This window comes from Arsukibacterium indicum, from assembly GCF_019100565.1.
GTDB classification, from domain to species: Bacteria; Pseudomonadota; Gammaproteobacteria; order Enterobacterales; family Alteromonadaceae; genus Alishewanella; species Alishewanella indicum.
This window is the reverse complement of record NZ_JAHRID010000001.1, coordinates 309,105-326,969: the sequence shown is the minus strand read 5'-3', so window position 1 is coordinate 326,969 and position 17,865 is coordinate 309,105. Positions and strand designations below refer to the sequence as shown.

The window sequence follows — 17,865 nt, the reverse complement described above, 5'->3', positions numbered from 1 at the left end:
TTGCTAACTTACTTAACCAGACAGGAAAAATAAATGGAAAAATTGATGCTACTGCCCGTATTTGCCCAGGTATTGCTAACCAGTGTCGTGATGATTTTAATGGGGCGGCGGCGGATAAAGGCTGCGAAAACAAAAGAAATAAATATGAGCGCTTTTCGGACCATGGATTTAACCGGTGCTAATGAGCAGGTTATTGCCACCAGCCGTAATTTTGACAATCAGTTTCAGATGCCAATGCTTTTTATGTTCAGCGTTTTGTTCTGCTTACAGTTTGGTCTGGCTGATTTAACCTTTCTGGTAATGAGCGCGGTATTTGTGGCGCTGCGCTACTGGCATACCCTTATTCACATTGGCAGCAATAACGTGCGAATGCGTTTTCGGGTGTTTTTGCTTGGCTGCCTGGTGCTATGGCTTATCTGGATCCGGTTACTGGTGCTGGCCTTTATATAGCCACATTTACCACACCCGTCAGCCGCCTGATGCATCGGATTGGTCTGCTATGGCGTATAGCCTGATATAAGCTGTTAACTGATAACGGGGTGAGGTTATGCCAAAATTATTAATTTTGCCGCTGCTACTGACTATAGTTGTCGTTGCCGGTTCAGCGGTAGCCGAGCAGACCAACAGATTAATTATTGCGACTGACATTGAATTTAACGCGCTGGAGCCGGGGGCTGCATCGACTATTCAGCACCGGTTTGCCAGTAAATATGCCAGCAGTATTCAGCCTGTTGGTCTACCTGGCCGTCACGCACAGCGCAATAACGCTGCGGCTGGCCTATTGCGTGTCAGGCTGCATGAGGGGGCGTCGCTAGCCCAGGCCGTTGCTTATTATAACCAGTTGTCTGGGGTACGCTTCGCTGAGCCCGATTATCGTCTGCGCAAACAACAGATCCCGAACGACCCCCAGTTTGATCTGCAGTGGCATCTTAGCCAGCAGCAGGGGATAAATGCCCCGGGTGTCTGGCAACTGACAACCGGCGACCCGCAGTTGGTTGTGGCTGTAATCGATACAGGCGTTGCTATTGATCATCCTGATCTGCAGGATAATTTATGGCTAAACCCCAGTGAGACGGTAAATGGCCAGGACGATGATGGTAACGGCTATATCGATGATATTTATGGTATTGATACCGCAAATAACACCAGCAATCCATTGGATGAAGATGGCCACGGCACCCAGATAAGCGGGATTATTGGTGCTGCCACAAATAATAGCCTGGGGGTAGCCGGTGTTAACTGGCATCTTCAGATCCTGAATTGTAAATTTTTAGATGAAACGGGTAGTGGCTTTGTCAGCGATGCCATTGCCTGCCTGGATTATGTGCTGGATTTAAAGCAAAACCGTGGCATAAATATTATCGCCACAAACAATTCCTGGGGAGGGCCCGGTCAGTCACAGGCGCTTTATGAAGCAATAGCGCGTCAACAGCAAGCCGGTATATTGTTTATCGCCAGCGCGGGCAACAGTGGTAACCAGAGCCCGTTATATCCGGCAGCGTATGACTTAGCGAATATCATCAGTGTGGCGGCGCATGATCAGCAGCAAAATAAAGCCTCGTTCAGTAATTATGGCCGGGATTGGGTAGATGTAACCGCGCCTGGCGTGGCTATTCAAACCACAGATTTAGCTGATAACTACCGGGCCGTTGCCGGTACCTCAATGGCAGCGCCGGTAGTGACGGGGCTGGTTGCGCTGTTAAAAGCTGCTGAGCCAGGTCTTGACTGGCCGGCACTGCGGGCAAGGCTGTTGCTAACTGGCAAAGCCAGCGATGATCCGTTGATCCGGGATCACACTGTGAGTGGCAGGTTATTGCTGGCCACTAACAGGAACCCTGGTACGCCAGAGGAAACCGGGATACTGGAGTGCGAGGCCCAGCCAGCCAGGCGAATACTCCCTGCGCCCGGGATACTCTATTTGCGAGCGGGCAGCACCCTGGATATCCGGGTGCTGAGCATCGATTGCAACGGTGTCAGCTCGCTACCTGTCGTAACCGACAGCCAGACTGGCCAGAACATTGCTCTGGCAGAGCAAGCTGGATTGGCTGACGGCATGTTCAGTGGCCAGTGGGTGTTTGCCGGACAGCCTGCCACACTGCAATTTGCTGACTCCGAGGTAACGGTGTTACCCCGCAATGACAACTATTGCAGCGACCTGAATGCCCCTGATGTACCGTTGGCGCAATGTCAGGCGCTGGTGCAGCTGTATTTTGATACGTTGGGCCAGAGCTGGCTTGATAATCAGGGCTGGCTTAACCCGGAGTTTGCGGTCTGTAACTGGGCCGGGGTAACCTGTAGTAACGGTCAGGTTACAGAGCTGAACTTAGCCAATAATAATCTTAGTGGTGAACTGCCTGCAGCACTGAGTGGCCTTACTGGCTTAACAGCGCTGGATTTAAGTTTTAACAGTTTGACTGGCAATTTTCCGGCGGTCTTGCTGCAGTTGGCTAACCTGCAACGATTAAGTCTGTGGCAAAATGGTTTTTCCGGCAGTATTCCCACGGAGATCAGCGAGCTTAGCGCGTTACAGGAGCTGGACTTATCGTTTAATAATTTCAGCGGCAGCCTGCCTGCTGCCCTGGGCCAGTTAAGCTTGCTGCAGCGCTTGTTTGTTGAGTCAAATCAGTTAGCTGGTCCGGTGCCGTCCGCGTTGGCTACCCTGACGGATTTACGGGTTTTGTGGTTGGCGGACAACAATTTTAATGGTACCTTGCCGCAGAATTTCATTGAGCTGACCCGCTTAACGGCATTCAGTTTCCGGAATACCAGCCTGTGCCCGCCCAAAAATCTGGCGTTTTCCAGCTGGCTGGCCGGTATTAGTACCCTGGAGCGTAATGCCGACTGCGCGAACAGCAGCCCGCAGGTCACAACTCCGGCCAGTATTTCGGCAGGCAGTGGCGCAACGGTATTACTGCGGGCGACGGCAAGCGACAGTGATAATGATTTATTGCGCTATCGCTGGCAGCAACTGTCCGGGCCCACAGTAACGTTGGTCAACGCCACCAGTCTGACCGCCAGCTTTACCGCACCGACGGTCAACGCCAGTTCTAATCTGGTGTTCAGATTTACGGCAGATGACGGCGTAAACGAAAGTAGCAGTACCACTACAGTACAGGTAAATCCTGCTGGTGGCGGCAGTTCTGCTGGCAGTAGCAGCGGTGGTGGCAGTGTTGGCTTTGCTATGTTGCTGCTTGCAGCCCTGGCTGGCTGGCGACGATACTGTGTTGATGAAATGCGCTGGTGGCAGGTAAAGATTAAATTGAGGTGATTTTGATTCAGGTATTTTCAGCTGTAGTACTTATGAATTTAGTGTTGGCAGTGCCGGCGGCGCTGGCTCAGCAACCGATAGCGCAACAAATACAGCAGCCGGCTGTGCCCTCTGCCGACAACTTTGCTGCGACAGAAGTATTTGCGACAGAACTGGCCGATTTTGACCGCTATTTTAACGAACAGATGGTGGAGCATAATATACCCGGCGCTGCTTACGCGGTGGTGTACCGGAACAAAATTATCAGCGCTAAAGGATATGGCGTCAGGGACATTGATGGTGATAAACCGGTTGACCCTTATACAGTGTTCCGGATTGCATCGGTGTCAAAAACCTTTGCTGCCGGCCTGGCGAGCTTGCTGGAGGCACGTGGTCATTTTCAGTGGCACGAGCCGGTGGTGCAGTATATACCGGAATTTTCATTTAAAAATGCGCTGTATAACCCCCAGTTAAAAATAGAGCATCTGCTGTCGCAGAGCAGCGGGGTCATGCCCAACGCTTACGATAATCTGATTGAGGCCAATATAGTGCCGGAGCGGATCCTGCCCCAGTTCCAGAAAATAGACCCATTATGTAACCCCGGCCAGTGTTACGGCTACCAGAATGTTTTGTTTAGTCTGATAGAACCAATCATCAGCCAGACCACTAACAGTGACTATGCCAGCCTGCTGAAGAAAAATATTTTTGAGCCACTGCAGTTACCAACAGCGTCGGTTGGTTTAGAAGCGTACCTGTTGAATGAAAACCGGGCCAGCCCGCATATCCGGGCCCGTGGTCGCTGGCATTCGCGCAATGTAAATCAAAGTTACTACCGGTTTGCACCAGCGGCGGGTGTGAATGCCAGTGTTATCGATTTAAGCCATTGGCTGATTGCCCAGCTGGGCTATTACCCTCAGGTAATGCCCCAACAAGTACTGGACAAAATAATTGAAAAGCGGGTCAAAACCCCGCGTGATTTGCGCCGGGCGAACTGGCGCAATTACCTCACCGATGCCCACTATGCTTTAGGCTGGCGGGTATATCAGTTTGGCGATGAGCAGCTTATTTATCATGGTGGCTGGGTGCAGGGCTTTCGCGCTGAACTGGCCTACTCGCGCGAACGTGAGCTGGGGCTGGTTATTTTACTTAACGCCGAATCAAATGTAGTTAATGAACTTACCCCCGCGTTCTGGGGGGCGATGTTTAGCGCCCTGCAGCAACAGGATAAAGCCAGGCTGGCAAACTGTGGCCAGGGCCAGCCCGGGTGCTGATAGCAGCAGTGACTTAGCCGGACTAGGGCGTTACCTGGGCTAACTGATATACGTCGAGCAGAAAGTCGATGCTGATGGTCCGGGTGCTGGCGACAAATGTCTGACGGTTGTCGCTGGTAAACTTCCAGGCCAGCGGCACCATTTGCAGCAGGTTATCCAGTTGCTGCGGTTCAGTCAGCACCAGCTGGTAACTTAACCGTTGTCGCTGAATATGATTAAAGCCCGGCTCCTGTTTGATAGCATCACTGTGCAGTTTCACGTCGCGATAAACGGCCTGTTTCATTTCTATTAAATGCTCCGGCCCAGGATTAACACTGATTAGCCGCCCCTGAGGCGTTAATACCCGTTGCAACTCTGCATTATCGGATGGCGCATATATCCGTATTATGCTGTCAAAGCTGTTGTCGGCAAAAGGAAGCTGATAGGCACTGGCAACGGCAAAACGAATTGCAGCATAGTGACGGGCCGCATATTTAATGGCCGCTTTGGAAATATCAATACCATACAGTCTGGCCGCCGGGTTAAGCTTCTGCTGCAGCCGGCCGCTGTAATAGCCCTCACCACAGCCCAGATCCAGCACCGTTGCCGGGTTGGTCTGTACGGCCAGTTCATTGACAGCATCAGACAGGGGCTGATAAGCCGCACTTTGCAAAAATGCCCGGCGCGCTTCAATCATCAGTTTATTATCGCCTGGATCTTTAGAGTTTTTCTGTTGTACCGGCAGCAGGTTAACGTAGCCTTCCTTTGCAAGATCGAAGCTATGCCTGGCCGCGCACTGATACTGACGAGTGGTTAACTGCAATGGCTGGCGACAAAGTGGGCAAATGTACATACTGAAATCCGCTATGATAAACCGGCGCAGTGTAACAGCTTGGCAGCTTTGCGCGCAAAGCCTTGCTATAATGCGGCCAATATTGGCTTGGTAAAACCATTTTAAGGCAGGAACTATGCAAGGTTTGGAACTATGGTCGCTGGATGAGCTGTGTGATCATGCATTTGATATTTTTGAAGAGCTGGCAGCCGACAACCTGGCAGCAGAGGATTACAACCAGTATCAGCAACAATATGAGCAGCGCGGTTATGTTGATTTGGTTGTGCCTGGGGCAGAGTGGGTAGAGCTGATTATGCAGGATCTTGAACCAGAGCTGCATTACGAGGCTCAGATTGGCCTAACGGGGCTGGATGGTAACCCTGATAAAGTGCTGGCCCGTATTTTACTGAGCCGTGAGAAACACGATGGCTTGTGTCATGCGCAGTGGCGAGGTCAATAAAGAGTTGGCGGGGGCAATAAAGCGTTAGCGAGGCCAATAAAAAACTAAAATAATTTAACCCCGTAATCTGTGCTGCGGCGTCTAACTGTTAAACACGGAGGACGCCCTATGCAAACTATCAATTATTCAACGCCGTTCCACACCGTTAGCCGGTTGTTCAGCAGCCTGTTGCTGGCAGCGTTGGTTACCTTTAGCCTGTTTTCGATAATGTACCTGTTAATTAAGCCGCCATTAGCACAGCGCCCACCGCAGGTAACATTGCCGGTAGTGGAGTTGTTTAAAAGCCCGGACGACCCACCGGTAATTGTTAAAACGATCCCGCAGCCGCCACCTGCAGTTATGCCACCCGAGCAGGCACCGCGTACCCCGGTCGATGTTACTCATGTCGATTTGCCCGGACCGGAATTTACGATAGCGCCACCGGCCATCAAAACTGATTTAACACGCTTTGGTTCAAACAGGGACCAGAGCGCGACTCCGGTGGTGAGGGTTGAGCCCCGTTTTCCGGTTGAAGCACTGCGCGACGGCATCAGTGGCTGGGTAAAGTTGCGTTTCAGCATAGATGAGAGCGGCAGTGTTACGGATGTAGAAGTACTGCAGGCCGAGCCCAGAGGAGTATTTGACCGCGAGGCAGCCCGGGCATTGCGCCGCTGGAAATATCAGCCGCAAGTTGTTGATGGCAGAGCAATTCGGCAGACAAATTTACAGGTTGTTCTCGATTTTAATGTTGATGCTGACTAAGCTCAGAGCAGGCACAAGAAGTCGTTGACCGATACAGAGCAACGGACGCGAACAGAAGGATGTGGCTTATGGCATGGTCTGCAATACTTCCACCCTGGTTTAACCGCAACAGTTGTGCCGATGAGCTGATGCAACAATTTCAGCAAAGTGGCCAGCTGCAGTGGCTGGATAAGTTAATAGTGCAATGTGGTGATGATTTATATCACTTCTTATTGCGCCAGGCTGATGCCGAGCTGGCGGCAGATATCAGCCAGCAATGTTGGCTGAAAGTACTGGAAAACCGGCATAGCTACCGTGCCGAAAGCCGCTTTAAAACCTGGTTATTTACTCTGGCCAGAAATGCGCTGGTTGACGAGCTACGTAAGCGGCAACGCTGGCAGTTAACCGAATGGCACGACGATGACGGTGCTGGGGCTGACAAAGATGATAAATATCATGACGGTATAGCAGGCAAGGTTGCGGGCTTGCAGCAAAAAGCGCGTTTGGCGGTGGCGTTAAATCAGTTACCGCCATTGCAACGCGAAGCAATATTGTTGCAACTTGAAGAGTTCAGTCTGGATGATATTGCTCATATTACCCGCGAGCTGCCTGAAACGATTAAAAGCCGTTTACGCTATGCCAGAGAGCGTTTAACCGTACTTATGGGAGAAGAGCATGTCCAGCCCTGAGCCCGCTGACCTGTCAGCAAATAAAACAGGATCTGCAGCCGGTATAAAAAAAGCATATCAGGCGCTTAAAGCAGAGCAGCCGCTGCCAGCTGCAGTAAAACAACAAATTATGCAGCAGGCAAAGCAGCGAAACGCGGCGCGAAACTGGCGCTCGTGGTGGTATTTCACCCAGCTGGCCCTGGGTTGTGCTGCTTTGGTGTTAGTGCTTAGTTGGGTTAACCCAGCCAAGCTGCCTGTTTATTATCAGATAGACACAATGTCAGGCATATCAGCGAACAGCGCAGAGCAGTTAACGGCAGCAGCCTCTGCGCAAAACGATCAGCAAATAACAGTGCAGTGGCACCATTTAACGGCATCGGCAACGGGTGATTCTGAAGCGGGCAGGGTTCGGCAGCGTTTAAATACCTTAAAAGCACAGCAAAAGCAGTTGCAGCGTGCTGGCGAGCTAAGCAATATGATGCAAAGCCAGATAGGGCTGCTAACCCGGCAGCAGGATTCGTGGCAAATAGTGATGTGCAACAACACCCAACTTAATATGGCAATTGAACTGGTACAGGAACTCAGTGCTATGTTACAGGTAGCGCCGGTAGCCCAGCCACAATGGGTTGAATTACAGTTCGCAAGCAGCGGCCACATCCTGGCGATTGCCGCAATACCTGCCACACGGTATGCTGGCCAGTGTCCGGCGGTGTAGCTGCCTGTTTAACACGGCATACTGTATTGTACTGGCGTGTATGACAGAAGCTGCATAGCAAACTGAAAATCAGAATTTTAAATGGTGATGGCGAATGTTAGTAAACGCTAACGATAGTATGGTGCTGCTGATCGATATTCAGCAAAAGCTGGCTCCGGCAATATTTGATACCAGGTCGGTGGAGCAGGCTGCCGCCTGGGTATTACAGGTGGCGTTGCAGCTTGATATTCCGTTGCTGGCCACCGAGCATTACACAAAAGGCTTGGGCCATACCGTACCGGGTTTGCGTGAGCTGCTACCCGATGACGTTGTTATTGAAAAAATTCATTTCAGTGCCTGGCGAGAACCTGAGGTACAACACAAGCTGCTGAGTCTTAGCCGTAAGCAAATAGTGATTATTGGCACCGAAAGCCATGTCTGTGTGCTGCAAACAGTATCTGATTTACTGGCTGCAGGTTTTCAGGTGTTTGTGGTGGCAGAAGCCGTTGGTTCGCGTACCGTTGAAAACAAGCAACTGGCACTAAGCCGGATGCAGCAGGCCGGGTGTCAGATCATCAGTAAAGAGATGCTGGCCTTTGAGTGGCTGGAGCGTGGCGATCATGACAGTTTTCGCCAGATCAGCAAAGGCTGGTTGCGCTAGTTAAATCTGCTTTCTCTGCTGTTACTCTGCTAACAATTTATCCAGGGTGGCAGCCAGCCGCACTGCCGCTTGCAGCAAACGTTGCTCCAGCACTGGCTGATGTCTGGCAAGGTATGCATCATCAATTAACATGCCTGGCCGGTAATCCTGATAAAGGCCAATCGTGATAGTCGCCGACTCGTTGGTCCAGGTCATCAGGTCGCTTTGCTGCCATTGTTGTTGCTGTTGCTGGGTAAGGCGGCCAAACAGCTGTTGCTGTTTTTCCGGCTCGTTATAGCCCAGTTTACTCAGCATATTTGTGTCCCAAACCCCATGCAAATTAGACGGCTCGCCATAAAAATACACGGCTGTGCGGTTACCCCCTAAATCATCAGCAAAGCTGACATGTAAAGGCTGATGCAGATCGCTAATATAGTGGCTTAAAAAAAGCAGGGCCTGCCAGTCTTGCTGATCGTGTTGCAGTCTTTTTTGCATATCTTCGATTGCCGATACCACACAGCCGACTTCCGGGCAGTGGCTGCGGGTAACGACCGTTTCACCGCGCTGCAGGTTGATATAGTGATGCGGTTTAGTCCAGGCAAATTCATCTTGCGAGCGAACGTCGTCCGGCCATACGCAAGCGGGGCCAAACTGCTGATAGGGTGTTGTTTGAATTAACTGATCCAGTTTTTGGCGGGTGGCCGGCTGCACCAGCTGATAGCTCATATTGCAAATCATGATGTGGCCGGTGCGGCCAAACGCCCGGGCATCTGTACTGAGGCCCGCCAGCAGCAAACTGACAATAGCAAAAGCCAGTGGGTTTCTGAGAAAACTGAACAACATCACAGTGTTATTCCCCAACTAACTGGCTTACCTGCCAGAGCAATCTGGCATCATCAGCTGTAGCCGGTGTTGTGCCAGCCAGCAGCGGGGCAAGCTCGGTTAACGCTTCGCGCATATCTGTTGCCAGGGTATAGGGTGGATTTAGCACCAGCATGCCACTGCCACTCATGCCAAAACCGGCTTTATCAGGGTAAGGACAGTATTCTATCCGCAATTGGTTTTTAATGCCGGTGCCAACAATAGCAGCAATAAAGGCTTCAACGGCTGGTCTTTCAATTACCGGGTACCAGATGGCATAGGTTGCCTGCGGAAAGCGGCGGTAGGCTTCGGTAAGGCCTGCGACCAGATCGTGGTATTCCGTTTTTAGCTCATAGGGTGGATCCAGCAGCACCAGGCCACGTTTAACCAGTGGTGGCAACATGGCTTTAAAGCCCGCATAAGCATCGATGTTTTCAATCCGGCTGCGGCGGCGCCGGGCAAACTGGTTTTGCAAAATTGGAAAATCACTGGGGTGCAGTTCAGTGGCCTGTATCGTGTCCTGTGGCCGCAACATCAACTCAGCAATTTTTGGCGAGCCCGGGTAAAACGCCAGATCACCGGCCGGGTTAAGCGTGTTTATAAGTGATAAATAACGGGACAGCGGCGCAGATTTAGCCTGATACTGCCATAGCCTGCCAATACCCTGCTGATATTCAGCGGTTTTTTGCGCCTGCTCACTGCCAAGGCTATATAAACCAGCGCCAGCGTGGCTGTCGTGATAGCAAAGCGGCTTATCTTTTTGCAGCAGATAATCAAGAATGGTTACCTGTACCAGATGTTTTAACACATCGGCATGATTGCCGGCATGGTAACTGTGACGATAACTGAGCATGCTGTTCTGGCCCTGATTTACTGACACTTTGCGATATTGCCGCCAAGGATACTGGGGTAGCGGAAAAATACAAGTAATAGCATCACGGCAATGCTACTATCAGCCAATTTTATCGCCAGCCCTTGCAAACGCGTTAGCAAAGTTATGCGTCTGGCTGAATAGTATTGCAGCATGCAAAGAGAACAAAATGACTGACTTTTTCTTAAAAAATGGCAAATTTATCGTTATCGTTATCGTTATCGTTATCGTCGGATGTCTGGTGGCTGGTTTTGCCTGTTCAGAACAATCCACTGATAACCCCGTTGGTACCTCTGCAACATTTAATTACGCTATTGATGACAAGATTCAGCCAGAGCAAGTTGTCATTATGTTATTTGATATTCACGTGGGGCCGGACGGCCGGGTAATAGAGGTAAAACTGGCAGAGGGGCAGGCTGATCAGGGCGTGTTTACCGAGGCTGCGATCAGAAAAATTAAACAAACAGAATATGCTATCAGAAAGGTCGACGGTGTTGCGCAATCTTACTGGCAACGGAACCAGCCAGTTAAGGCCGGTTCTGTAGTGCCATTGACTAATTAGCGACGACGCAGGGTAATCATACCGAAAAGCCCCATCATCAGGATAAACAGTGAACCTGGCTCTGGCACCATAGTGGCTCTGGTATCTGCAATCCAGCTGTTGAATGAACTAACCCGGGTTGAACCGGAAAAATCACCATAGCCAAAGTTAGTGGCAAAACCGTCGACTGCCGCACCAAATGAGTGAACACCTGCAAGGTACCACTGATCATTTTCCTGCAGAAAATAACCGCCACCGCTGTCACCTGGGGCAATACCCATTTCCAGATCTAAGGCTAAACCAGAACTGCGGCGATACGCTGCAAATGGATTGAGAAGATAACTGCTATTGTTTACCAGGCCTGTTCCTTGGCTGGCATCAGTGCCCGCCGGCGCATCAAAGTCATTCCACAGAATCCGGCCGTGGCCTTCGCCTGCAAAGTTTAACTCATCGATTTCATTATGGCCGGCGCGCTTGGTGCCTGAAGAAGCGTTAACGCCTGTTAAGCCATTACCAGTAGTGCCAAAGCCAACATGGGTGCCAATTTTGCCAATTTCACTGTTGCCAGTGTAAAGTTTAGCCGCTGTTACATTTGTAACTTTGCGATCCAGCTTCAGCAAGGCAATATCCCAACCCGCAAACAATGATGCTGCAGGGTCCCAGTTTTCGTGAACCACCCAATCTAAACCAAAATAAAAATCGCCACCAACTGCAAAGCGGACCAGATTAGTAAGTGGATCATCTAAACAGTGCGCTGCTGTCAGCACAAACTGTGAACTGATTAAAGTGGCTGAGCACCTGGAGGTAAAAGTGTTACCGCTACCCGTCAACAAATCACCAACTGGCGCAAACTGAGTTTGCTGGGCTAAATCACGGTATAACTGATCATTAACGTCATGACGAATTACGCCGGCTTCAGACACGCCTGCCACAGTAAACAGCAGGGTAGCTAACAGGATCTTTTTCATTATTATTCCCTAAAATTATTAAAAAAACTGACACTCTTATTGTTATCCGGCTCCCTTAAGCAATAATTGTGCCTTTAAAATTATATTTATAAATCATAGGCATATAAAAACTGTAAAGGTAGGCAACGAAAAATTGTAAAAATAACTGACGTAATTGATTAATAATTAACCAGTTTTGTGATTTGCCGGGTAAAGAAATGGCCATTACACTTCGGGAGCTGCTAAAATCGCGGCTATTAATCAGTAAAGCCCTTTCGCGCAGGAAATGTCATGTCTCAACACCGCCCCCAAAAAGGCAAAACGTCTAAACCATTGCAAAAACCCTGGACCAGAGCTGATAAGTCAGGAGCTACCAGCCCAAAACGCACGTCAGCGGTAAAATCGGGGCAGGGTGATGAAAGCAAGGTGTATGGTGAAAACGCCTGCAGGGTGTTGTTTAATCAGCGACCTGAAGCTGTTATCCGGCTATATATATCGCAGCAGCTGGCCGCTAAGTTTGCTGATGTAATGAAGTACTTAGCCGCTGCTAAAAAAGCCTATCATATTGTTGAAGATGCTGAACTTGAGAAAGTCGCGGCCAGTCAGCACCATGGTGGCATTGTGCTTTTGGTTAAGCGAAAGCCAATTATCAGTATTGCCGGTTATTTAAACCAGACCAAACTCCGCCAGGATTGTTTGCTGGCGCTGGATGGCGTAGGTAACCCGCACAATTTAGGAGCGATTGCCCGTACCTGTGCCCATTTTGGTGTTACCGGCATTATTATGCGCGAGCCACAATTATTGCAATCTGGTGCAGCGCTGCGTACAGCAGAAGGCGGCGGCGAATTTATTACACCGTTAAGTTGTGATGATATGCCGTTAGCGCTGCAGTTATGTAAGCAGGCGGGCTATAGCCTGGTGACGACCTCCAGCCATGGCGGCCTGTCACTTTATCAGACAGCATTGCCGCAAAAGGTGGTGATTGTATTCGGTGAAGAGATGTTTGGTGTGTCAAAAGCCGTGTCCAGCCGGGCTGATATTGCGTTGCAAATTCCCGGTAGTGGTAAGGTTGAGTCGTTGAACGTTAGCGTGGCCGCCAGTTTAATCGTTGGCGAGTGGTACCGCCAGCATGGTGGCTAACGGTTAAATACCACTGAAAAGCTGGCGCAGCTGCTGGGTCTGGCGCCGGCTTACTTCAATTTGCTGGCCATCCCGTAGCACCGCCAGCATAGAACCAGCGCTGATACCCGCTTCAATATGTTCAATTGCATCCAGCCGGACAATGTCAGCCCGGCTGGTTTTAAAGAAAAATGCCGGGTCTAATTTTTGTTCAATTCTGGCCAGTGAGCTATGAATAAAGCTTTTACCGTAAGCCGAGTAAACGGCGGCATGATTGCCAATACACTCAAAACGATAAATCTCGTGTAGACGGACAATCCGGTTAATATCGCCAAACTTCAATAAAATACCGTGATGTTCAGGTAAAAAGTTGTTAGTAAGCTGATGCTCTTGTTGATCAGTATGTTTGTGATTGTTGTCGGGCACCGGCAGGCGGCCAATGGTTTTTGCCAAACGCTCTGGTACAACAGGTTTTAGCAAATAATCAACCGCATTTAACGAAAAGGCGTCCAGGGCATAGCTGTTAAACGCTGTCACAAACACAAAGCGGATATTGGCCGGAATGTCATTTGCCAGCTCAATTCCAGTTACTTCCGGCATATGAATATCAAGAAAAACCAAATCAATCGTCTGTTTTGCCATTATTGCCCGCGCTTCAGCGGCACTGCTGGCTTCGGCTACCACCTCACATTCAGGATGAGCCTGCAACAAGCGCTTCAGCTCATTGCGGGCCAGCCGTTCATCATCAACAATCAGGGTTTTAAATTTACTCGGCATAGGGTAACTCGATACTGACAATAAACAGGCCCTTGCTCTGACCAGCCTCAAAATGGGCCTGGTCGCCAAACATCAATTGCAGCCGTTTGCGACAGTTGGCCAGGCCGGTGCCAGTGCACTGGCTGGTTGATGCTGCGCCAACAGAATTGCATATTTGCAACTGCCAGCGGGAACCTTGCCGGCTGGCTCGCAGTTTGATTTTTCCGGCCGCCGGGTTAGGGCTGACACCATGTTTTACAGCATTTTCCAGCAGGGTAAGTAAGCTCAGGGTAGGCAGTAGTTGCTGCAAAACGTCATCATCAATATTTACCTCAAGCTGCAAGCGCTGTTCCAGCCTGACCTGTTCAATTTTCAGAAAATGCTGACACAGCAACCACTCTTCCTGCAAACTTGCGGTGGGCCTTAAGTGAGCCTGCAAATGAACCCTGAACAATTCAGCCAGCTGGGTAACGGTGTCAGCGGCTTTGTGTTGATCTTCAAAAATAAGCGCTCTGATACTGTTAAACGCATTGAATAAAAAATGCGGATTAAGCTGGTTGGTCAGCTGCTGCAATCGGGCTTGCTGCATTTCCTGTTGCAGGGCTTTGCGGCTTTGGCGCATCTGCCAACCGATATAGAATGAGCTCCACAGAATATACAGGCCAAAATGCATAGACCACATCATTACCACCAGGGTAGTCAGGGAAAAGTGCATTTGCAGGCCTTCAGCGCTGTCTTTATTTATTACGGCTATTTGCTGCATATCAGTTGGGTTAAGTGCCGGTATAAACGAGATATACACACTGACCAGCGCCAACAGCAGTGCCGCTACCGCCATTATGCTCACATACTTTATGCCGGTAGCCAGGCTGAACCCGCGATAATAAAAAATTCTGAGTGGCGGGCGCAGCAATAAGTGGCTTACCAGTACAAAGCATATGGCTTCAAGCAGGTAGCGAATAAAAAAAATAACTACTAAGCCGTTTTGCTCGTCCTGGATAAAGGGCAGACTGTACAGCAAATAAAAGCTGAGGAAGAGCACAAATGTCACTAACTGACCTATCCGGTAAGCCCGGTGAGTTTGCCAGCACAGTTGCCAGTGCTGGCGCCAGTAACTTACATGCTCATTCATAACGTAAGGCATCAATCGGGTTAAGGCGGGCGGCTTTAATCGCTGGCGCCAGGCCAAATACCACGCCAATTAAGGTGGTAAAACCTACGGCCAGCATTACTGCCCATAGTGGAATGAGCGCTTCGGGCATGGCCGGCATCATCAGGCCGATAAAACTTGCCACTCCCGCACCCAGCGCCAAGCCAATAATGCCGCCGAACAAAGACAGCACCAATGCTTCTACCAGAAACTGGATTAGAATAAATTGCGGGGTAGCGCCCAGCGCTTTGACAATGCCAATTTCGCGGGTACGCTCGGTAACCGATACCAGCATAATATTCATTACACCAATACCGCCAACCAGCAGGCTGATACTAACCACACCACCGGCTACCAGAGTTATGGTGCGGGTTATGGTATTAAATTGTTCGATCATTCGCTCGGCACTGACAAATTCAAACGGATCGGGCTCATCTGCCGCCAGCTTATAGTGCTGGCGTAATATGGCACGCATTTGCTGCTGGATCTGCTGGGCATCAGCGCCGGCTGCCGGGCGGAACATCACATCGATATTGCGCTCAGCGCGCTCGCCACTTAATGAGCGGATAGTGCTGAACGGGGCAATAATATAGTTATCCTGATCAAACCCAAACATACTGCCGCGGGTTTCTGCTACGCCAATTATCCGGAACCAGTCACCGGATAAGTTGATAAATTCGCCAACCGGATTTTCGGGTAAATCCAGTTGTTTAATCAAAGACGAACCAATAAAAGCCACCCTGCGCCGGCGATCATCATCGCTGGCCGATAAGAACCGGCCGGCTTCAGGATACACCCGCACCACATTCTGATAACTGCTGTCGGTGCCGATTATCTGCGAGCGGGCAGTATTACGGCCATATTGTACCTGCGAGCCCATACTGAACGCCTGCATACTGGCGGTCATATCCTCAACATTGCTTACCCGGCTTTTAAGCAGCAGAAAATCGTCATAATGCAGCCGGTTCTGAATACCCAGCATTTGCTGGTTAGTCGGGGTGTAGGCGCGCAACGTAATCATATCGCTGCCTAAATCATCCAGCTGACTGGTAATGCTGTGGCTTAGGCCCTGCATAATGGCAACCACGGTAATCACGGCTGCCACACCAATAATAATACCCAGGGTAGTTAATGCGCTGCGCAGGCCATGGGCACGAATAGAGGCAAAAGCCGCTTTGCTGCCTTCAAAGCTGGCATGCAGCAATTTAAGCATGGCTGGCGGCTCCCTGTGGTTGACGAAAATCCTGTTCTATTTCACCATCAACCAGCCGGATAACCCGCTGGCAGTGATCAGCAATATCCTGCTCATGGGTCACCAGAATAATGGTATGCCCTTCCTGATGCAGCTGATCAAACAGTGCCATAATATCTTTGGTGGTTTTGCTGTCCAGGTTGCCGGTAGGCTCATCACCTAACAAAATTCGGGGGCGGGTAACCAGGGCCCGGGCGATTGCAACCCGCTGACGTTGCCCACCCGACAACTGGTTAGGCAAATGTCCGGTTTTATCGGCTAAGCCCACCCGTTTCAGTGCGTCCAGTGCCAGTGCTTTGCGCTGACTGTTCGCCATCAGGCGGTATATAAGGGGCTGCATAACATTGGCCAGCACGGTTGCCCGTGGCAGCAAATTAAAACTCTGGAAAATAAAACCAACTGCTTCGTTGCGCAATTCTGCCAGTTCAGTCTCATTCATAGTTGAAACATCCCGGTTTGCCAGCTGGTAGCTACCGGCGCTGGGCGTGTCCAGGCAGCCCAGAATGTTCATCAACGTGGACTTACCGGAGCCGGAAGGGCCGATAATGGCGACATAGTCATTCTCTGTAATGGCCAGGTCAACGTGTTTCAGCGCATAAAACGTCTCATCCGCCATCTGATAGCTTTTACTGACCTGTTGCAACTGAATTACTGCATTGCTCATATCAGTATTCCTGCCTTTCAGTGCTCAGGCGCCGTCCTTCTGCCAGGCCCAGCATGGTGCGGGCAGGGCCTACCACTACTTCGTCACCGGCCTCAAGGCCGCTTAATACTTCCTGGGCAATATCTGTGGCCATGCCCAGGGTAACGGTTTGCTTTACCGCAACGTTATCTACCACTTTCCAGACAAAATAGTGCGCTTCTGCCTGCGGCGTATTTTGCTGACTGCTTTGCTGAATAGCTGCGATGGGTACCTGCAGGCTTTGCTGCTTTTGCGACATAATTATCTCAGCACGGCAGCTCATGCCCGGGTACAGGGCAATGTCTTCGGGTTGCAGCAGCACTTTTACCCGGAACGACAGGCTCTGGCTCTGATTCAGATAGCGGGCTGAAGTGGCAATTTGAATGACTTCTCCCTTAACAGCCTGATGCGGATAGGCTGCGGCAAACACCTCAGCCTGCTGGCCAAGGTGCACATTGGCAATATCTGCCTCATCTACCCGAAGCTCTGCCAGAATGGCACTTGGATCGGCCAGGGTCATCAGCGGGCTGCCGATAATATTGGTGCTGCCGGCAATAACCGTTTCGCCTGGTTTTATATCAACGGTAGCAAGTAAACCGGCAATAGGCGCCCGGTATACGGTTTTACTCAGGTTGTCTTCTGCCATCGCCAGCATTGCCTGCCCTTGTTGCAATGCCGCTTCTGCCGAACGGACATTAATATTGGCAATGTCCAGCTGACTTTGCAGGCTGTCGATAGTTTCCTGCTGAACAAGGCCGCTGGCATGCAACTGTTGCTGGCGGCTGAACTGGCGCTGCAAATCAGCCAGTTGTGCCTTTGCCCTTGCTATATCAATTTGCTGACTTTGCACCATGGCTCTGTTGCGGTTAACGTCTGCCGCAAAAGCGGTGTCGTCGAGGCGCATCAGCACCTGATCTTTTGCGACCGTTTCGCCTTCCTCCACCAACACTTCCAGCACCCGGCCTGTTACCTCAGAGCGGATCTGGATCTGGGTGTTAAACTCCAGATTGCCAGATGCCAGAATACTGTCGGCCAGGGCCCCCTCGACAACCAGCGCCGTGGTGACGCTGGTTGTTTGTTGTTGCTTACGGTACTGACTAAGGCTGATAAGCCCCACCAATACCGCAGCAATAACCAGAAATATCAGCAGCTTTTTCATTAGTTAATTCCGTTTA

19 protein-coding genes are annotated in these 17,865 nt (G+C 50.5%); 10 read left to right on the top strand and 9 right to left on the bottom strand.

What is annotated here, in order from left to right:
• Positions 1–33 precede the first annotated feature (33 nt).
• From KQY15_RS01475 to KQY15_RS01465, 3 genes are all read left to right on the top strand, one after another.
• Complete coding sequence (locus KQY15_RS01475; protein ID WP_217666617.1) at positions 34–450, top strand: MAPEG family protein; 417 nt, start codon at positions 34–36, stop codon at positions 448–450.
• A 97-nt stretch (positions 451–547) separates the two neighbouring features.
• Positions 548–3,268: a S8 family serine peptidase gene (locus tag KQY15_RS01470; RefSeq protein ID WP_217666616.1), complete on the top strand. Its 2,721-nt coding sequence runs from the start codon at positions 548–550 to the stop codon at positions 3,266–3,268.
• Between the two features lie 32 nt (positions 3,269–3,300).
• Complete coding sequence (locus KQY15_RS01465; RefSeq protein WP_217666615.1) at positions 3,301–4,518, top strand: serine hydrolase domain-containing protein; 1,218 nt, start codon at positions 3,301–3,303, stop codon at positions 4,516–4,518.
• A 22-nt stretch (positions 4,519–4,540) separates the two neighbouring features.
• Here KQY15_RS01465 and rlmA read toward each other — a convergent pair whose 3' ends face one another.
• Entirely contained in the window at positions 4,541–5,350 is an 810-nt protein-coding gene (rlmA, locus tag KQY15_RS01460; RefSeq protein WP_254795384.1) for a 23S rRNA (guanine(745)-N(1))-methyltransferase, read from the bottom strand.
• Between the two features lie 115 nt (positions 5,351–5,465).
• Here rlmA and KQY15_RS01455 point away from each other — a divergent pair, with 115 nt between their 5' ends.
• From KQY15_RS01455 to KQY15_RS01435, 5 genes are all read left to right on the top strand, one after another.
• A complete protein-coding gene (locus tag KQY15_RS01455) occupies positions 5,466–5,789 on the top strand; it encodes a DUF440 family protein (RefSeq protein WP_217666614.1) in 324 nt (107 codons plus the stop codon).
• A gap of 108 nt (positions 5,790–5,897) precedes the next feature.
• Positions 5,898–6,530, top strand: a complete 633-nt coding sequence (locus KQY15_RS01450) for an energy transducer TonB (protein ID WP_217666613.1) — start codon at positions 5,898–5,900, stop codon at positions 6,528–6,530.
• 68 nt (positions 6,531–6,598) lie between these two features.
• Positions 6,599–7,198, top strand: a complete 600-nt coding sequence (locus KQY15_RS01445) for a sigma-70 family RNA polymerase sigma factor (protein WP_217666612.1) — start codon at positions 6,599–6,601, stop codon at positions 7,196–7,198.
• Positions 7,185–7,892, top strand: a complete 708-nt coding sequence (locus KQY15_RS01440) for a hypothetical protein (protein WP_217666611.1) — start codon at positions 7,185–7,187, stop codon at positions 7,890–7,892. The genes KQY15_RS01445 and KQY15_RS01440 overlap by 14 nt, the downstream gene beginning before the upstream one ends.
• 94 nt (positions 7,893–7,986) lie before the next feature.
• Complete coding sequence (locus KQY15_RS01435) at positions 7,987–8,532, top strand: hydrolase (protein WP_217666610.1); 546 nt, start codon at positions 7,987–7,989, stop codon at positions 8,530–8,532.
• Positions 8,533–8,553: 21 nt separating this feature from the next.
• Here the strand turns inward: KQY15_RS01435 and KQY15_RS01430 are convergent, their stop codons facing one another.
• Positions 8,554–9,354, bottom strand: a complete 801-nt coding sequence (locus KQY15_RS01430; RefSeq protein ID WP_217667628.1) for a S1/P1 nuclease — start codon at positions 9,352–9,354, stop codon at positions 8,554–8,556.
• Positions 9,355–9,361: 7 nt separating this feature from the next.
• A complete protein-coding gene (locus KQY15_RS01425) occupies positions 9,362–10,252 on the bottom strand; it encodes a 23S rRNA (adenine(2030)-N(6))-methyltransferase RlmJ (protein WP_308160213.1) in 891 nt (296 codons plus the stop codon).
• Positions 10,253–10,412: 160 nt separating this feature from the next.
• On the opposite strand from KQY15_RS01425, the gene KQY15_RS01420 reads away from it, so the two are divergent.
• The gene (locus KQY15_RS01420; RefSeq protein ID WP_217666609.1) at positions 10,413–10,805 is read left to right on the top strand and encodes a hypothetical protein; all 393 of its coding nucleotides are present in this window, start codon (positions 10,413–10,415) and stop codon (positions 10,803–10,805) included.
• Here the strand turns inward: KQY15_RS01420 and KQY15_RS01415 are convergent.
• Positions 10,802–11,752, bottom strand: a complete 951-nt coding sequence (locus KQY15_RS01415) for a trypsin-like serine protease (RefSeq protein WP_217667624.1) — start codon at positions 11,750–11,752, stop codon at positions 10,802–10,804. The two genes, KQY15_RS01420 and KQY15_RS01415, sit on opposite strands and share 4 nt — an antisense overlap.
• A 270-nt stretch (positions 11,753–12,022) precedes the next feature.
• On the opposite strand from KQY15_RS01415, the gene KQY15_RS01410 reads away from it, so the two are divergent.
• On the top strand, positions 12,023–12,871 hold the full coding sequence (locus tag KQY15_RS01410) for a tRNA/rRNA methyltransferase (protein ID WP_217666608.1): 849 nt from the start codon (positions 12,023–12,025) through the stop codon (positions 12,869–12,871).
• A gap of 3 nt (positions 12,872–12,874) precedes the next feature.
• Here the strand turns inward: KQY15_RS01410 and KQY15_RS01405 are convergent, their stop codons facing one another.
• Genes KQY15_RS01405 through KQY15_RS01385 form a run of 5 tightly spaced genes read right to left on the bottom strand, consistent with a single transcriptional unit; the run spans position 12,875 to position 17,849 of the window.
• Positions 12,875–13,627, bottom strand: coding sequence for a LytR/AlgR family response regulator transcription factor (locus KQY15_RS01405; protein ID WP_217666607.1), 753 nt, complete (start codon positions 13,625–13,627; stop codon positions 12,875–12,877).
• Positions 13,617–14,738 carry a sensor histidine kinase gene (locus KQY15_RS01400; RefSeq protein ID WP_217666606.1) on the bottom strand — a complete coding sequence of 374 codons (1,122 nt, stop codon included), beginning with the start codon at positions 14,736–14,738 and terminating at the stop codon, positions 13,617–13,619. Before KQY15_RS01400 ends, KQY15_RS01405 begins: the two co-directional genes overlap by 11 nt.
• Entirely contained in the window at positions 14,731–15,969 is a 1,239-nt protein-coding gene (locus KQY15_RS01395; RefSeq protein WP_217666605.1) for an ABC transporter permease, read from the bottom strand. Before KQY15_RS01395 ends, KQY15_RS01400 begins: the two co-directional genes overlap by 8 nt.
• Complete coding sequence (locus KQY15_RS01390; protein WP_217666604.1) at positions 15,962–16,672, bottom strand: ABC transporter ATP-binding protein; 711 nt, start codon at positions 16,670–16,672, stop codon at positions 15,962–15,964. The genes KQY15_RS01395 and KQY15_RS01390 overlap by 8 nt, the downstream gene beginning before the upstream one ends.
• Position 16,673: 1 nt before the next feature.
• A complete protein-coding gene (locus KQY15_RS01385; RefSeq protein ID WP_217666603.1) occupies positions 16,674–17,849 on the bottom strand; it encodes an efflux RND transporter periplasmic adaptor subunit in 1,176 nt (391 codons plus the stop codon).
• Between the last annotated feature and the right edge of the window lie 16 nt (positions 17,850–17,865).

Excerpts from the sequence above, each read along its gene's own strand:
- KQY15_RS01475 (WP_217666617.1), top strand. The coding sequence starts at position 34 with ATGGAAAAATTGATGCTACTGCCCGTATTTGCCCAGGTATTGCTAACC.
- KQY15_RS01470 (WP_217666616.1), top strand. The coding sequence starts at position 548 with ATGCCAAAATTATTAATTTTGCCGCTGCTACTGACTATAGTTGTCGTT.
- KQY15_RS01465 (WP_217666615.1), top strand. The coding sequence starts at position 3,301 with ATGAATTTAGTGTTGGCAGTGCCGGCGGCGCTGGCTCAGCAACCGATA.
- rlmA (WP_254795384.1), bottom strand. The coding sequence starts at position 5,350 with ATGTACATTTGCCCACTTTGTCGCCAGCCATTGCAGTTAACCACTCGT.
- KQY15_RS01455 (WP_217666614.1), top strand. The coding sequence starts at position 5,466 with ATGCAAGGTTTGGAACTATGGTCGCTGGATGAGCTGTGTGATCATGCA.
- KQY15_RS01450 (WP_217666613.1), top strand. The coding sequence starts at position 5,898 with ATGCAAACTATCAATTATTCAACGCCGTTCCACACCGTTAGCCGGTTG.
- KQY15_RS01445 (WP_217666612.1), top strand. The coding sequence starts at position 6,599 with ATGGCATGGTCTGCAATACTTCCACCCTGGTTTAACCGCAACAGTTGT.
- KQY15_RS01440 (WP_217666611.1), top strand. The coding sequence starts at position 7,185 with ATGTCCAGCCCTGAGCCCGCTGACCTGTCAGCAAATAAAACAGGATCT.
- KQY15_RS01435 (WP_217666610.1), top strand. The coding sequence starts at position 7,987 with ATGTTAGTAAACGCTAACGATAGTATGGTGCTGCTGATCGATATTCAG.
- KQY15_RS01430 (WP_217667628.1), bottom strand. The coding sequence starts at position 9,354 with ATGTTGTTCAGTTTTCTCAGAAACCCACTGGCTTTTGCTATTGTCAGT.
- KQY15_RS01420 (WP_217666609.1), top strand. The coding sequence starts at position 10,413 with ATGACTGACTTTTTCTTAAAAAATGGCAAATTTATCGTTATCGTTATC.
- KQY15_RS01415 (WP_217667624.1), bottom strand. The coding sequence starts at position 11,752 with ATGAAAAAGATCCTGTTAGCTACCCTGCTGTTTACTGTGGCAGGCGTG.
- KQY15_RS01410 (WP_217666608.1), top strand. The coding sequence starts at position 12,023 with ATGTCTCAACACCGCCCCCAAAAAGGCAAAACGTCTAAACCATTGCAA.
- KQY15_RS01405 (WP_217666607.1), bottom strand. The coding sequence starts at position 13,627 with ATGCCGAGTAAATTTAAAACCCTGATTGTTGATGATGAACGGCTGGCC.
- KQY15_RS01400 (WP_217666606.1), bottom strand. The coding sequence starts at position 14,738 with ATGAATGAGCATGTAAGTTACTGGCGCCAGCACTGGCAACTGTGCTGG.
- KQY15_RS01395 (WP_217666605.1), bottom strand. The coding sequence starts at position 15,969 with ATGCTTAAATTGCTGCATGCCAGCTTTGAAGGCAGCAAAGCGGCTTTT.
- KQY15_RS01390 (WP_217666604.1), bottom strand. The coding sequence starts at position 16,672 with ATGAGCAATGCAGTAATTCAGTTGCAACAGGTCAGTAAAAGCTATCAG.
- KQY15_RS01385 (WP_217666603.1), bottom strand. The coding sequence starts at position 17,849 with ATGAAAAAGCTGCTGATATTTCTGGTTATTGCTGCGGTATTGGTGGGG.